The 14,634-nt window shown below is 52.6% G+C and carries 17 protein-coding genes; 12 read left to right on the plus strand and 5 right to left on the minus strand.

Annotation, left to right across the window (positions count from 1 at the left end):
- The first annotated feature begins 251 nt into the window (after window positions 1-251).
- On the plus strand, window positions 252-1,034 hold the full coding sequence (locus PBOR_RS06960) for an MBL fold metallo-hydrolase (RefSeq protein ID WP_042211055.1): 783 nt from the start codon (window positions 252-254) through the stop codon (window positions 1,032-1,034).
- Window positions 1,035-1,137: 103 nt separating this feature from the next.
- On the opposite strand, the gene PBOR_RS06965 is transcribed toward PBOR_RS06960, so the two are convergent.
- Window positions 1,138-1,452, minus strand: coding sequence for a MazG-like protein (locus PBOR_RS06965; protein ID WP_042211056.1), 315 nt, complete (start codon window positions 1,450-1,452; stop codon window positions 1,138-1,140).
- A 226-nt stretch (window positions 1,453-1,678) separates the two neighbouring features.
- Here PBOR_RS06965 and PBOR_RS06970 point away from each other — a divergent pair, with 226 nt between their 5' ends.
- The 3 genes from PBOR_RS06970 to PBOR_RS06980 all read left to right on the plus strand — a co-directional run bounded on the left by PBOR_RS06970 (window position 1,679) and on the right by PBOR_RS06980 (window position 2,589).
- The gene (locus tag PBOR_RS06970; RefSeq protein ID WP_042211057.1) at window positions 1,679-1,933 is read left to right on the plus strand and encodes a Cif family virulence factor; all 255 of its coding nucleotides are present in this window, start codon (window positions 1,679-1,681) and stop codon (window positions 1,931-1,933) included.
- 2 nt (window positions 1,934-1,935) lie between these two features.
- Window positions 1,936-2,151 carry a hypothetical protein gene (locus PBOR_RS06975; protein WP_042211058.1) on the plus strand — a complete coding sequence of 72 codons (216 nt, stop codon included), beginning with the start codon at window positions 1,936-1,938 and terminating at the stop codon, window positions 2,149-2,151.
- A 90-nt stretch (window positions 2,152-2,241) separates the two neighbouring features.
- Window positions 2,242-2,589, plus strand: a complete 348-nt coding sequence (locus tag PBOR_RS06980; RefSeq protein WP_042211059.1) for a VOC family protein — start codon at window positions 2,242-2,244, stop codon at window positions 2,587-2,589.
- A 172-nt stretch (window positions 2,590-2,761) separates the two neighbouring features.
- Here the strand turns inward: PBOR_RS06980 and PBOR_RS06985 are convergent, their stop codons facing one another.
- Both PBOR_RS06985 and PBOR_RS06990 read right to left on the minus strand, forming a co-directional pair.
- Entirely contained in the window at window positions 2,762-3,532 is a 771-nt protein-coding gene (locus PBOR_RS06985; protein WP_042211060.1) for an SDR family NAD(P)-dependent oxidoreductase, read from the minus strand.
- Between the two features lie 21 nt (window positions 3,533-3,553).
- Window positions 3,554-4,009, minus strand: a complete 456-nt coding sequence (locus PBOR_RS06990) for an S-ribosylhomocysteine lyase (RefSeq protein WP_042134385.1) — start codon at window positions 4,007-4,009, stop codon at window positions 3,554-3,556.
- A gap of 240 nt (window positions 4,010-4,249) precedes the next feature.
- Here PBOR_RS06990 and PBOR_RS06995 point away from each other — a divergent pair, with 240 nt between their 5' ends.
- The 8 genes from PBOR_RS06995 (at window position 4,250) to PBOR_RS07035 (ending at window position 13,243) form a co-directional block, all read left to right on the plus strand.
- Complete coding sequence (locus PBOR_RS06995; protein ID WP_042211061.1) at window positions 4,250-5,107, plus strand: MetQ/NlpA family ABC transporter substrate-binding protein; 858 nt, start codon at window positions 4,250-4,252, stop codon at window positions 5,105-5,107.
- Between the two features lie 124 nt (window positions 5,108-5,231).
- On the plus strand, window positions 5,232-6,446 hold the full coding sequence (locus PBOR_RS07000; protein WP_042211062.1) for an aminotransferase class I/II-fold pyridoxal phosphate-dependent enzyme: 1,215 nt from the start codon (window positions 5,232-5,234) through the stop codon (window positions 6,444-6,446).
- Window positions 6,439-7,458: a methionine ABC transporter ATP-binding protein gene (locus PBOR_RS07005; RefSeq protein WP_042211063.1), complete on the plus strand. Its 1,020-nt coding sequence runs from the start codon at window positions 6,439-6,441 to the stop codon at window positions 7,456-7,458. Before PBOR_RS07000 ends, PBOR_RS07005 begins: the two co-directional genes overlap by 8 nt.
- Entirely contained in the window at window positions 7,458-8,117 is a 660-nt protein-coding gene (locus PBOR_RS07010) for a methionine ABC transporter permease (RefSeq protein ID WP_039296489.1), read from the plus strand. Before PBOR_RS07005 ends, PBOR_RS07010 begins: the two co-directional genes overlap by 1 nt.
- A 61-nt stretch (window positions 8,118-8,178) precedes the next feature.
- The gene (locus PBOR_RS07015) at window positions 8,179-9,384 is read left to right on the plus strand and encodes an iron-containing alcohol dehydrogenase family protein (protein ID WP_099052446.1); all 1,206 of its coding nucleotides are present in this window, start codon (window positions 8,179-8,181) and stop codon (window positions 9,382-9,384) included.
- A complete protein-coding gene (locus PBOR_RS07020) occupies window positions 9,381-10,103 on the plus strand; it encodes a 5'-methylthioadenosine/adenosylhomocysteine nucleosidase (RefSeq protein WP_042211064.1) in 723 nt (240 codons plus the stop codon). Before PBOR_RS07015 ends, PBOR_RS07020 begins: the two co-directional genes overlap by 4 nt.
- Window positions 10,104-10,814: 711 nt before the next feature.
- Window positions 10,815-11,396, plus strand: coding sequence for a GNAT family N-acetyltransferase (locus PBOR_RS07030; protein ID WP_042211066.1), 582 nt, complete (start codon window positions 10,815-10,817; stop codon window positions 11,394-11,396).
- Window positions 11,397-11,410: 14 nt separating this feature from the next.
- Window positions 11,411-13,243, plus strand: coding sequence for an ABC transporter ATP-binding protein (locus tag PBOR_RS07035; protein ID WP_052429363.1), 1,833 nt, complete (start codon window positions 11,411-11,413; stop codon window positions 13,241-13,243).
- 46 nt (window positions 13,244-13,289) lie between these two features.
- On the opposite strand, the gene PBOR_RS07040 is transcribed toward PBOR_RS07035, so the two are convergent.
- Both PBOR_RS07040 and PBOR_RS07045 read right to left on the minus strand, forming a co-directional pair.
- On the minus strand, window positions 13,290-13,655 hold the full coding sequence (locus tag PBOR_RS07040) for a hypothetical protein (RefSeq protein ID WP_042211067.1): 366 nt from the start codon (window positions 13,653-13,655) through the stop codon (window positions 13,290-13,292).
- A 116-nt stretch (window positions 13,656-13,771) separates the two neighbouring features.
- Window positions 13,772-14,575, minus strand: coding sequence for a Cof-type HAD-IIB family hydrolase (locus PBOR_RS07045; RefSeq protein ID WP_042211068.1), 804 nt, complete (start codon window positions 14,573-14,575; stop codon window positions 13,772-13,774).
- Window positions 14,576-14,634 lie beyond the last annotated feature (59 nt).

The following is a 14,634-nucleotide window of genomic DNA, read 5'->3' on the forward strand; positions in this document are numbered from 1 at the left end:
CGTAAATGAGGAGCACAAGTGCCCCTGAATCCGCTGAAAGCGGGCGGCAAGAGGAAATGAGGAGCACAAGTGCCCCTGAATCCGCCGGATGCGGGCAGCCAGCGTGAATGAGGAGCAAATTTGTTCATCTTCGTGTTGCAGACGGGGCGGGGAGGCGGGATTCGGGCGCGGGATGCAAAGGGACGGCTGCTGTTTTATAATATACAGATTGAAACACTCTGAAATATTGCACAATGAAGGAGGGCGGGCTTATGGATACATTGATTTTTGCGGGAACAGGGGATGCCATGGGCGTACCCCGGGTCTATTGCGACTGTGAAACCTGCACGGAAGCAAGAACAAGCGGCCGTAATAACCGGCTGCGTTCTTCTGTCTTTATAGAGAACGGCAGCGGCTTTCTGGCGATCGACTGCGGACCAGACTGGCGCAGACAGATGGAGCTGCTGGGCTACCGCAGCATGCACCGGCTGCTGGTGACGCATGCGCACTTCGACCATATCGGCGGGCTGCCGGAATGGGCGGACAGCTGCCGCTGGATGGGCATAAGGGGGGAGCTTTACGCTCCGGCAGAGGTGATTCCTGTGATCCAGCGCCAGTACCCGTGGCTCAGCGGACATATCGACATGATTCCCTGCGATGACGGCATTACACTGGACGGCTGGCAGATCAGCACTTGGCGGGTCAACCATGGCAAGAACGGCTACTCTTACGCCTTCCGGCTGGAGAAAGAGGGGTATGTCTGGGTCTACTGTCCGGACTCCATCTCCCTCACACCGGAGGAAACCAAACATATGCACGGAGCAGATCTGCTGGTGCTGGGAACCAGCTTTTATTATGAGGCGGCAGAATTGTCTACCCGTTCTGTATATGATATGACGGAGGCGGCAGACTTGCTGGAGATTGTACAGCCGCGCCGGGCAGTCTATACGCATATGTCGCATGATGTCAATCTGGAGAAGGATTACATCCTGCCGGAAAAGGTCACCCTTGCCGTTACCGGAATGAAGCTTCCGCTTTATCGTGAGGAATCCTGAGCAGCCGGACCAGTGGATAACTTCGGCCTGAACGATGTGCGCATATACAAACCAAGAAGCTCCGGATCCCCCGGAGCTTCTTTACATTCAATCCTAATTATTCTTATCCAAGCAGCTTCTCTGTTTTGGATAAGAAGGTATCCAGTGCTGCATCGAAGTCGATATTCATCCGTTCAGCCAAAACCATCAGCCACCACGCACATTCACCAAGCTTATGCTCCAGCTCGGCTGCAGTATCCCCCTGAGCCAGCCAGCGCCCCTGCTGGGACATGGTCAGCCGGCCCACTAATCCGGCATCCGTCAAGAATGCCAGCGCATCCTCTTCTACTGTCCACTCCTTGCCGTGATGCTTCCGCTCCAGTTGATGGTAAAGCGCTCTGATCTGTGCTGAACGCTGAGTTGCCTCGTTTATATTCATGTATCATCCCTACTTTCATTATCAATATAGCACTCTTAATTAGACGGCATTATGTCATGTTAGAATCACCAGAATGGCAGAAGAATTATGCGGAGAAAACCGCTGTTAAAGTTGCTCCTGCTTAATATGACATAATGTAGTCCTGTTACAGGGCGTATAGTGGACTTGTGAGCTTGGCCGGTAGCCCGGCTGGCAGCGAAGATGACAGACAGGAGTGAATATACGGATGAGTCAAAATGAATCATCATTGCCACAGGTTATTATAGATTATATTAATGCCTCCAATGCACACGACGCCGAGGCCTATATGAATACCTTCTCGGATCGAGCGGTCATTAAGGAAGAGTCCATCGGGAGCGATCTCACCAGCAGAGCGGAAATTGAGGACTACTTCGTGACTTATTTCGTTAAAATGAACACCCGCACAGAGATGATCAGCTACACTTCCAAACATAATGTGATAGATATGCGGCGCGGATGAACATGAGCATAAGAACGCTGCAGCATGATTTTGAGCTGGATAATGCAGTTTTTTTCGGCAGCTATGTTCTGGTGATAACAGAGGGGGAGATGACAGGCGGAGGGCGTGTGAACGGGTATGACGAAAATGAGGTAGTGGTCGGCGGACGGAAACATTCGCGGCATACCTCAGCTTTTGTGCTTACGCAGCCTCCGCAAATTAAAATAGACTTTATTTAAGGATTGAACAGAAGGAACTCCGATTCGGAACTCGAATATCTAACGTAATTGGCTAGCTGACAATGTGAGGATGGAGAGGAGTCGGATACGATGATCCAAGGTTTCGGAGGAATATTCTGGAGAACTAATAATCTTGAGGCTACTAAAAAATGGTACAGCGAAGTGCTGAAGCTTGAAATCGACAACTGGAATGGGACTGTGATCAAGCCCCAATCGGGTAATGAGACGATCTTTTCTTTCTTTACCGAGCAGGACAGCTATTTCTCGGCAGAACAACAAGTGATGTTAAATTTTCAGGTGGATGATCTAAACGAAACGATTAAGCATCTTGAAGATATAGGCGTACCGCTTGCCAAAGAACCTGAGATTAGCGAATTCGGCAAGTTTGTGTGGATTAAAGATCCTGACGGCCGGCTGATTGAGCTGTGGGAGAAATAACTGGTTGAATGGCAATCTAACTTGGCGAATTCATTAAAAAGGGACTTCACCCGGCGGTACTTGCCGCAGGTGAAGTCCCTTTATGTTCATTATAGATTTTAAAAGTTATCGGGGTCCCCGCAAAGTACCTGAGTCAGCATTCATGAGAGCCTCAATTTGTGGGATTATTGCATTAGTTCATCGTCATGCCGCCGGTGACATTGATTGCCTGGCCGGTCATGTAGGAGGCCAGCGGGCTGGCGAGGAACAGCACTACGTTCGCTACATCCTCCGGTTCAGCCGTACGGCCGAGCGGAACCTGCGAGCGGTCCTCGGCGAGAATGTCCTCCGGTGTCATTCCGCGCAGGGCAGCACCTTCGACACGCTCGCGCTTCTTCATGTCTGTCTCAACGATGCCCGGGCAGACGGCATTCACGAGAATCTGCTCCCGGGCCAGCTCCAGCGCCATCACCTTGGTGAAACCAAGGACCGCATGCTTGGAGGCCACATAATTGCCCATGCAGCGGTAGCCGTTCTTGCCCGCCTGTGAGGCGATATTGATGATCCGGCCGCCGCCGCCCTGGCGGAGCATCTGGCGCGCCCCGGCCTGGGAGACAAGATATACGCCTTTGGCGTTGATATCCATCACCTTGTCCCAATCTTCCTCTTTGATGTCAACGGCAAAGTCCATCGTCGACGTTCCGCTGTTATTCACCAGGAAGTCGATCCGGCCAAAAGAATCCACCGAACATTCAATTAGCCGCGCGGCATCCTCACCTGACGTAACATCGATGCGGATCTGCACCAGCCGTTCATGGATCAGCGTAACCCCCGGCTTACAGGCGATATCACCGATTACAACATTCGCGCCAGCCTTCAGGAACAAATCGGCAATGCCTTTGCCGATCCCGGTCAGCCCTCCGGTGACTACCAGCGTTTTTCCCGTAATATCGATGTTCAGCATGGCAGCAGGCTTCCTCTCACTCTAGCTTCTGAAGGGATCATCACTGATTCCGGCATCCAGGACCTGTCTGGCGTACTCTTGGGCGCTGAATAGGGAATGATCTCTATAGTTGCCGCATTCCAGTGCAGAGACCGCAGGAACAACTTCTGTATCCAGAACTTTATGCAGAACTTTGGTCAGCGCGGCAGCGACATCGGCAGGGTTATGCTCATCCCAGATAATCAGATAGAAGCCGGTCCGGCAGCCCATCGGGGAGATATCAATAATGCCTTCCAGCTCATCACGCAAATAAGTGGCCAGCAGATGCTCCAGGGTATGGACAGCGGCAGTAGGCAATGCATCCGCATTCGGCTGCAGGAAGCGCAAATCATATTTCTGAATGGTGCTGCCTTTCTCGTTCTTCTCCGTACCTGCAACCCGTACATAAGGGGCTTTTACCTTCGTATGATCCAATTGGAAACTTTCAACCTTCGCCATGATATTCCTCTTCCTTTCAAGCTTTTCATATCAAACTATCACAACGTATTAAAGAAGTAAATAGATAAAGCCGATTAATCCAATCATCTTAATTTAAATGTGTTGACATGAATAATAATGCATTGTAACATATGAATCAACTTAATTCTGATGCTTTTACTAGGTTTAATTGTCGGTTGTTGTTGCCGGAGCATCTGGGTTGGATTTGTACAGAAATATATACATTGGGGGAGAAATTACATGTTAAAGAAAAAATGGTTTCATTCCGCGCTGTTGGTCATCGCAACCACTTTGGTTATCGCAGGCTGCGGTAATAACAGTGATGCTTCCGGCTCAGGCAGTAATTCCTCCGGACAAGAGAAGAAGACACTGCGCATCAGCTTCAATCCCGGACCTTACAGCGACCAGTTCAAGAACGGTGTTGCACCCTACCTGGAGAGCAAGGGCTACACCATAACTTATAAAGAATTCACCGATGGTATCCAGCCGAATGTGGCTGTAGCGAATGATGAGATTGACGCCAACGTGTTCCAGCATTCGCTGTATCTCGAATCTATCAATGAGCGTGAGAAGATCGACCTGGTAGGTGTGGTGAAGGTGCCTACTCCGCCGATGGGCCTCTATTCCAAAAAACACACCAGCCTCGATGAAGTCAGCGACGGGGATCAGATCAATCTGCCGAACGAACCGGTAAATATGCTCCGTGCGCTTAACGTCCTGAAGGATGTGGGCTGGATTACACTGAAGGATGATATTGATCCGCTGCAGACTTCACTGGCTGATATCACATCCAATCCCCACAATCTGAAGTTCATCGCCACTGAGCCGGCCCAGGGCCCGCGCGCACTGGAGGATGTGGATTACGCTGCTATCCAGGGGAATTTCGCCGTATCGAACAATATTAAGCTGACCACGGCACTGCAGCTGGAGAATATGACAGACCCGTTCACGAATATCGTGGCGGTGGACAGCAAGAACAAGGACGCTCAATTTGTAAAAGATATCATCGAAGGTTACCACTCTGCTGAGTTCCAGGAATATATCACGTCCAATCCGGACTATGAGGGCTACAAGCTGCCGGATTACTTTACGAAATAACAAACCATCATAGCTCTGCCCGGTGATCTGTCATTTCCCTGTCTGGGAGTAGTGGCAGATCGCCTTTGTATATCCCAGCCCGAAGCCTGAAGTCTCAGAGATCTTGTGAAGAGGTGTAAGTATTATGGATTTTGAACCTGCTAACGTTGTAAAAGAGTTGTCCGGGAATTACTTCAATGCGCTGAAAGCCAGAATCGCCGATTACCGCAGCAAAGGGATTGACGTGATCGATCTGGCCAGCGGTAACCCGGATCAGCCCACCCCGCAGCCTATAATTGATGCCCTGAAAGAGGCGATCGACAAACCGGAGAATCAGGGCTACCCGCCGTTTTACGGTAAAAAAAGCACACTTGAAGCCATAGCTGTCTTCTATAAAAGGGAATATGGCGTTGAGCTTGACCCGGAGCATGAGATCGCTGTGTTCACTGGCTCGGGCATTGGGGTGGTCGGCATTCCGCAGAGTCTGCTGAATCCGGGGGATCTGATGCTTACCGCCGATCCGGCTTATCCGGCCTATCATGCTGCTGCCCAGCTGGCGGGAGCCCGGGTTCATACCCTTCCTGTCTATGAAGAGGACGGCTACTTGCCGGATTACGGGCGTGTTCCTGAAGAGATTCTCCGGCAGGTGAAGCTGCTGATGCTGAACTATCCCAATAATCCGACCGGGGCGGTGGCTACGGGGGGATTCTGGGAACGTACGCTGGAGCTGGCTACACGTTATGGGTTCCCGGTGCTGAATGACTTCGCTTATGGCGCTTTTGGCTTCGACGGCCACAAGCCGCTTAGCCTGCTTCAGCATGCGGACGGCAAAGCCTATGGAATAGAAACCTATACTGTGTCCAAAACCTACAACATGGCAGGCTGGAGGTTCGGCTTCGCCGCCGGCAACGCTTCGATTATAGCTGCCTTGAAGCATTATCATACGCAGGCGTACAGCACCGTGTTCGGTGCAGTGCAGGATGCGGCAGCGGCGGCTCTGCTCGGACCGCAGGATGCGGTGAGGCAGCTGGGAAGCCTGTATCAGCGGCGGCGCGATGTGCTGGTAGAGAGACTAAGAGGCATCGGCTGGGAGGTTCCGGCTCCGACGGGCACCTTCTTCGCGTGGTTCAAGGTGCCTTCAGGCTATACAGCGGAAACCTTCGCCCAGCGGCTGCTGGATGAAGCGCAGGTTGCTGTTGCGCAGGGGGAAGGCTTCGGAGAACAGGGGCGGCAGTACGTGCGGCTCAGCCTGGTGAACAGCGAGGACAGACTGAATGAAGCGGTAGACCGGATAGATGCGGCAGGTATTTTCAAGCAGACGGTGGTCACGGACCTGAGGGGGGCAGCTCAGCATGATTGAGCTAAGAGATATTTATAAGACGTTTGAACGGAAGGGCCAATCCATTGAAGCTTTGCGGGGAGTCAGCCTGCATGTAAGCAAAGGCGATATTTACGGGGTCATCGGCTACAGCGGAGCAGGTAAAAGCACCCTGATCCGGCTGGTCAACTATCTGGAGCGGCCGACAGGCGGAGAGGTGCTCGTTGAAGGTGAACCGCTGGCGGCGTATAATCCGGCGCAGCTGCGCGCAGCCAAGAAGAAAATCGGCATGATCTTTCAGCATTTTAACCTGCTGGAGTCCAAGACTGTATTCGATAACATCGCGATTCCGCTGGTGCTGCTGAAACGTAGCAAGAAGGAAATCCAGGACCGGGTAACGGAGCTGCTGAAATTCACCGGGCTTGAAGATAAAGCGAAGAGTTATCCGAAGGAGCTGTCCGGCGGACAGAAGCAGCGGGTGGGCATTGCCCGGGCACTGGCTACCAACCCGTCGATCCTGCTATGTGACGAAGCGACCTCGGCGCTTGATCCGCAGACGACCAAATCCATTCTGGAGCTGCTCAAAAAAATAAATAAAGAGTACAACATCACCATCATGATCATTACGCATGAAATGGCCGTCATCCAGCAGATCTGCAACAAGGTTGCAGTGATGGAGCAGGGGGAGATCATCGAGCAGGGCAAGGTACTGGATGTATTCGGCAATCCGCATCACCCCACTACACAGAGCTTCGTGCAGACGGTCATTCATAATAGTGTGCCGCAGAGTGTGTTGAATACGCTGAAGGCAGAGCCCGGGCGGCGGCTGTTCCGGCTGAAATTCGTCGGAGGCACAGCCTCGGAGCCGATTATCAACAGCCTGATCCGCAGATTCGAAGTCAATGCGAATATCCTGTTCGCCAACATGACGGAAATCCAGCAGACCACGCTGGGGACAATGATTCTGCAGCTGCACGGCGAGCATACAGTGATCGATCAGGCGGCGGCTTTTATCGTCAGCCAGGGTGTGGACATTCAGGAGGTGGAGGTTTAATGCTGGATACAGTGATTACCTCGGAGCAGCTGTTTCAGGCGCTGAGGGAAACGGTGGTTATGGTTGGGGTTTCGTTGTTTTTTGGAGCGCTGCTGGGGATTCCTATCGGCATCATCCTTGTTATTACACGTCCGGGCGGTGTTCTGCCTAACAGAATTATCTATTCGGTGCTTAATCCGATCATTAATATTGTCCGTTCGCTGCCATTCATCATTCTGCTCGTAGCCATTATTCCCTTCACGCGGCTGCTTGTGCACACTTCGATTGGTACCAGCGCCGCGATTGTACCGCTGGTTGTATACATAGCGCCTTATATCGGACGTCTGGTGGAGAACTCTCTGCTTGAGGTTAGCCCGGGGATTCTGGAAGCTGCAGAAGCGATGGGAGCGACTACGTTTCAGGTGATCTGGCATTTCCTGCTGCCGGAGGCGTTCGGGTCGCTGATCCTGACGATGACCACGGCGATGATCGGACTCGTCGGGGCCACAGCAATGGCGGGAACGGTCGGGGGCGGCGGGATCGGCGATCTGGCAATCTCGTATGGCTACCAGCGGTTCGACACCTTCGTTATGATCGTTACCGTAGCCATTCTGATTATCTTCGTTCAGGGCATTCAGTCTGCGGGGAACCGTCTTGCTCGTAAGGCGCGGCGGGACTAGGAATGAGGCTGAGGCGGTTGTTAGGATGAGCGTAGGCTTACACAAATTTGAAGGAGGGACCATGATGGCGGAGAGTCTTATTGTACGCGCGGCACCGCAGGAATTCGTCTGCCGGGAAGGCAGCTGGAATGACCTGGAGGAGCATCTGCGCAGACGGGGAATTGACCGGGTGCTGGTGGTGCGCGGTGTGAAGTCCTGGGCGGCGGCCAAGCGGTATTGGCCGCAGCTTGACGGGACAGAAGTCCATTATCATGTCTACGGCGGGGAGTGCACCTACGGGGAGCTTGATGCCATAGCCGGTTATGCGGCAGAGCATCAGCTTCAGGCAATTATCGCCGTAGGCGGCGGGAAGATCACAGATGTGGTCAAATCAGCTGCAGCCAAGCTGAATCTGCCGGCGGTCATTCTGCCGACGCTGGCCGCTACGTGTGCAGCCTGGTCCTCGCTGAGCGTCATGTACGATGCTCAGGGCGCTTACCTCCGCTTCGACGTGTTCCCGCGCAGCAATGCACTGGTACTGCTCGATCCGGCAGTCATCGCCGCGTCACCGCCGGAGCTGCTGGTGGCCGGCATCGGTGATACGCTGGCCAAATGGTATGAGGCTGACGCCATCATCCGGCACCTGCCTGCACCTCCGGTTGAAGTGGAGCTGGCCTGGTTCACGGCGCGCAAATGCCGCGATCACCTGCTGGAGTACAGCGCAGCGGCGCTGGCAGCAGTCTCGGCGGGAGTACTGGATGATGCGTTGACGCGGACGATTGAGACAATCATTATGGTCGGCGGTCTGGTCGGCGGCTTCGGCGAGGATTACGGCCGCACTGCCGGGGCGCACTCCATTCACGATGCGCTTACAGCCATACCGGAGGCCCATAGTCTGCTGCATGGCAGCAAGGTGGCTTACGGTGTGCTGGTTCAGCTGGCGCTGGAGGATAACTTCGCAGAGATCGAAGAGCTGCTGCCGTTCTACCGGCAGATTGGATTGCCAGCCAGTCTTGCAGATATGGGCCTGGATTTCCTGACGCCTGGCGAGCTGCTGGAGCTGGGAGAACGGGCAGCGGTGCCGGAGGCTTCCATTCACAGGATGCACGGCGTGATTACTGCCGCGCGGATTGCGGATGCGGCAGCTGAGCTGGAGCGCTTCGTCAGCAGCCGGCGGCTTGATTTCGCCGGAGGTATTGAGCATACGGATGATTTCGGCGGATTAGGACAGGTGGATACCAGTGAGCTTCAAGCGAAAGCAAAGAATCAGGGGGTAGTAACATCATGAGCATTGCCATTATCGGCGCAATGGAAGAGGAAGTGGCGCTGCTGCTGTCACGGATGGAGGATGTGCGCAGCCTGAAGGCCGGCGTCGGAAGGCTTCATTCCGGCAGGCTGAACGGGCTGGATGTGGTTCTGCTGCAGTCCGGCATCGGTAAAGTGAATGCGGCAGTAACTACAACGCTGCTGCTGGAGCGTTTCCATTGTGAACTCATTATTAATACCGGTGCTGCCGGTGGCTTGGCTCCGGAGCTTAAGGTTGGCGATGTGGTCATCGCCGAGGAATTGATCTACAGTGACGTGGATGCAACGGCCTTCAGCTATGCATATGGACAGGTGCCGCAGATGCCGGACCGTTATCCGGTCGCGGGCGATCTGCTGGCTGCGGCGAAGCAGGTGATTGCCCGCACTTCCAGGGCGGAGGCAGTCGTCACCGGACTGATTACTACGGCGGATTCGTTCATCAGCCGGCCGGAGCGGGCCGATGAGATCCTCAGCCGCTTCCCTGCGGCTAAGGCTACAGATATGGAAGGTGCGGCGATTGCGCAAACCGCCTACCAATTCGGTGTGCCGTTCCTTGCTGTCCGTGCGGTCTCCGACATTGCCGGATCAGAAGCAGCCGGATTATTCAAGTCGCATCTGGAGCTCGCCGCCACTAACTCGGCGGAGATCGTTACGGAGATTCTGGCGCTGTACACTGCGGTGGAGACTCGTGGTGCTAAGTGAAGTACCTGATAAGTGACTAGATACTAAGTGACAGAATACTTAATGACTAAATACTAAGTGGACAGACCATTAACAGTGAGAACCGGCCTGAGCAACTACTATCGGCCATTTAACTAAGAAGAACAACTACTATATAAACCGCACTATTGATCAAAACTAAACAAGTAACCGATCAACACTAGCAATTGTTGTACGTATTACAACTTAGTCCCCTGGATACTAACCTGATTGGTCAGATTGTTGTATGAAATACAAGAATTGTCCCTTTAAACCGCTTGGATGAGCGGAAATGATGCTTTTTATACAACAATTTTGGATTATGATCCATATTAGGGAGGAATTGTTGTATTTCGTGCAACATTCACTAAGGAAAGCTAAGTATGTGTAAGTATTTCAATTTCAATCTATCCGGAACCGCCTGTGAGTACTGAATGGAGCTGCTGAAGAGCTTTGTTCATGGCTTTGAAGGCGGTTTTTGCTGTGTAATAGTTACATTTTTCAGCCCCAAGACCGACCCGCGAATCCGCCTGCCGCCGCTGGGCGCTTTCCCGCAAGCTCTGTAAACTAAAGGCATCGAAGCACGGAATGTAAATAAACAATTAGCCCGCCTTACAATTTTAAGCAACTAATGTGAATTTTTCATTATTTCCAGGAAAAGGAGGACGCACTATAATATAACGATATTCGATTATAGTGGAGGATGAATTTGGTATGAGTGAGAATTTGGTTCCGATTCTGCTGGATATTCCGGAGAGCTTTGAAACAGAGCGCCTGCTCCTGCGTGCTGCACGGCCGGGAGACGGTGCAGAAATGAATGCTGCCATTGGAGAGAGTCTGAACGAGCTGAAGCCGTGGATGCCTTTTGCCCAAAGCATGCCGGCGGTGGAGGAGACCGAGCAATATGTCCGGGAGTCACGGGTAGCGTATCTGAAGCGTTCGACGCTGAATATGCTGATCTTCAGAAAGGCGGACGGAAAGTATATCGGCAACATCGGCCTGCATCATATCGACTGGGAGTGCCGCCGTTTCGAGACGGGATATTGGATCAGAAGCTCTTGCGCAGGCAACGGATATATTACAGAAGCGGTGCAAGGAATTACGGATTTTGCCATTAGAGAGCTTGGAGCGGAGCGGATTGAAATCCGCTGCAGCGGGCGGAATAAGCGAAGTGCTGCTGTCGCCGAACGTGCCGGGTTTACGCTGGACGGCATTCTGCGCCGGAGCACTCGCGAGGCGGGCGGGGAACTCCACGACAGCAAGGTATACGCTAAGGTGCGGGGTGTTGAATTCTAAAGGGAGATGATGAGTTGAAGAAAAAAGGCGCTTTCGCCAGATTAAGTACATACATGCTCAGACATAAGCTGATTTACACCATATTGCTGCTCGTTACCCTGTTTAGTATTGTCCTTGATCTGACGATGGCCTGGTTCCTGTCCCGGATTACAGATGCGGCGGTCCGTCTGGATGTGGAGGCTTTCACAGGACTTGCCTGGTTCGGGGTTATATTCTTGACGGTTGCCGGGATTAATACTTTCTTAAGTGTGTATCTCAAAACTAATATTTCGGCCAAAATCAGAAATGAATTACGCCAGGATATGATGGGACATACGCTGACTTTGCCTCAGTCCTATTTCGACCGCAATCATTCAGGTGATCTGTTGTCCCGGTTCACGAACGACAATCAGTCGGTTGGCGAAGCCTGCGGACATGTGATGATGGATCTGCTGCGCAATCCGCTGCTGGCGGTGGCCTCTTTCGCTTATCTGATCTATATCAACTGGCTGCTTGCACTGATCTGTCTGTCGGTAGGACCGCTGCTGTTCCTGACCGGCAAAATATTCGGCAACGCCATGCGTGCCAACAGCGTGCGGGTACAAGAGAATATGAGCAGAACGACGGCTTTTCTGAATGATATCCTGGGCAGCAGCATGGTGTTCAAAGCGTTCTCGATTGAGCGCAGGCTGCAGAAGCAGTATATAGAATATAGTGAGAGCATTGCGTCCGGGGAGAAGAAGAAGGCGAGAATCGAAGGAGCAACGGGGGCGATCTCCTCTGTGCTGGGCAACCTTACCTTCCTGCTCGCGCTGGTCATTGCCGGGTGGTTCGTGGCTAAAGGGTCGCTTGAAGTCGGGGCGATGATTGCATTCATTCAATTGATGAATTATCTGGTGGGGCCGTTCTCGGTACTGCCGGGATTGGTCGCTTCCATGCAGCAGTCGCTGGGTGCGGCGGAGCGGATTTTCGAAGTCATGGATGCTGCTCCCGAGGTTGAGGTATTGCCTGACCAGCAGGCAGAGCAGCCGGACTTCGGGGTGCTGCGCCTCACAGATCTGTCCTTCGGATATCCCGAAAGTGAGAAGCAGAGTCTAAGCAAAGTTAACCTGGAGTTAGCGCGCGGAAAGCAGATGGCGGTGGTGGGTCCGAGCGGCGGCGGTAAATCCACACTGTTCAAGCTGCTGCTCGGTTTCTACAAACCGGATGCAGGTGAGATTTCAATTAATAATAGAGCGATTGCAGGGATGACGCTGGCGCAGCTGCGAAGTTATTTCGCCTATGTACCCCAGGAGTCGGGTCTGTATACAGGAAGCATCCGTGACAATATCGGTAACGGCAAGCCGGGTGCTACGGAAGAAGAGATTGTAGAAGCGCTGCGGCAGGCGAACGCTTATGAATTCGTGATGGAGCTGCCGGAAGGTATACACACGGATATTGGCGAGCATGGTTCGAGATTGTCAGGAGGGCAGAGACAACGTCTGTCCATTGCCAGAGCGATGCTGAAGAACGCACCCATTCTGCTGCTGGATGAAGCTACGGCGGCACTCGACAATGAGTCGGAGAAAATGGTCCAGCAGGCAATCCGCAAGCTGATGAAGGATAAAACAACGCTCGTCATCGCCCACCGCCTCTCGACCATCCAGAATGCCGACATTATTCTGGTGATGGAGAACGGGGAGATTGTGGAGCGGGGCGGACATGAAGAGCTGCTTGCTGCGGAAGGGCGGTACTCCGATCTGTATAATTCCCAGCTGGAGCAGGAGGCTGTGGAGGAAGGGCAATATTCATCTTTGGGTGGTGAGAGCTTGTGCAGCGGCGGAACGACCTCCCTCAAGCAGGAGACAGCAACAGCAGGTACGTTATAGTAGTCTTCTTCAGTTAAGTTGTTGGCTTTCAGCATGCGCTACGACGCTACTTGGCAGAGAGGCCGTCAATCGCTTGAACAGCCAGATTCAAGGCCTTGAGTCTTCTTTCTAAAAGAGTTTGTTGTGGACTGCCAGCCTTGGATTTAGCGTAACTATGTTCAACAGATGAGACTAGTCCGCTAAGAATTTTGCCGGCTTCTGTTATATCTTCATGGGAGTACAGATGAGGTTTTTGACTCCAGGCGTTCTCCAGAACCGCTAAGCCGATGTGTGAAGCATTGAGCCGTTTCTTTACCAGCGTAATGTTTGTGCCCTTTTGAGTCATTTGAGCAAAGGCATTTTCAAGTTTTTTGATGGTCGATTGCCAAGATTTAATGGATTCGAGCTGGTCCGCAGCAGATACTTCTTCCATGGATGACCTTCCTTTCTTCTTGGATTATAAAAGGTGGCTTACAGCGGTTCAATAAACTGAACCGGCGGTAAGCCACCTTTGTCATGTATGATGTCCCGGTTAGGGAGGTATGCCTGTTATTCTGCACCGAGGATGAACTTATCAATTGCAAACTTCACGCCGTCCTCATTGTTGCTGAGGGTTACGAAATCAGCGATTTCCTTCAGGGCAGGAATGGCGTTGGCCATAGCGACACCCAGACCGGCGGCTTCGAGCATCTCATGATCGTTCCAGGAATCGCCGACGGCAATGGTCTCGGACAGGTCGCAGCCGAAATGCTTAGCCAGGAATTCAAGCGCCAGGCCTTTGGTGCCTTCATGGTGCATGATTTCCAGGAAATGCGGCTTGGACTTCGTGATATGAACAGAATCACCGAGCAGGTTGCGCAGGATCGGGGACAGCTCATCCAGGAAGGCCGGATCATCGATGATGAGCATTTTAGGTGTTTTTTGCGGGACCAGCTTCTCTTCCCAATTAGGCTCAATGTAGTACTGGGTCTTGTTCAAGGCAGCATAATCGATCAGCTTCTGGTTCTCCTCGCGGGCATACAGCTTGTCGTCAATATAAGTCTGCAGGTGCAGGTCATGCTCCACACAGTACTGGAACAGCTTACGTACTGCATCCTGAGGCACATAACGCTCATAGAGCACTTCTTCGTCCAGCAGATTCTTGACCAACGCACCTTGATAAGTGATGATCGGCACATTCAGTCCGGTCTGGCGGGCAATCGCCTGGGCGGAAGCATAAGCACGTCCGGTAGCGAGGGTAACCACTACGCCTGCGGCAACAGCCTGCTCCAGCGCGGTTTGAGTGGCAGGGGTAACTTCCTTGTCGTCATTAATCAGGGTGTCGTCAATATCGATCGCAATCAATTTGTACATTCGGGTTCTCTCCTAATGGTAAGTTGTAGTCCGGCTTTCCGCAGAATCTTCGTTAACAA

The sequence above is a fragment of the Paenibacillus borealis genome, assembly GCF_000758665.1.
Lineage (GTDB): Bacteria > Bacillota > Bacilli > Paenibacillales > Paenibacillaceae > Paenibacillus_AQ > Paenibacillus_AQ borealis.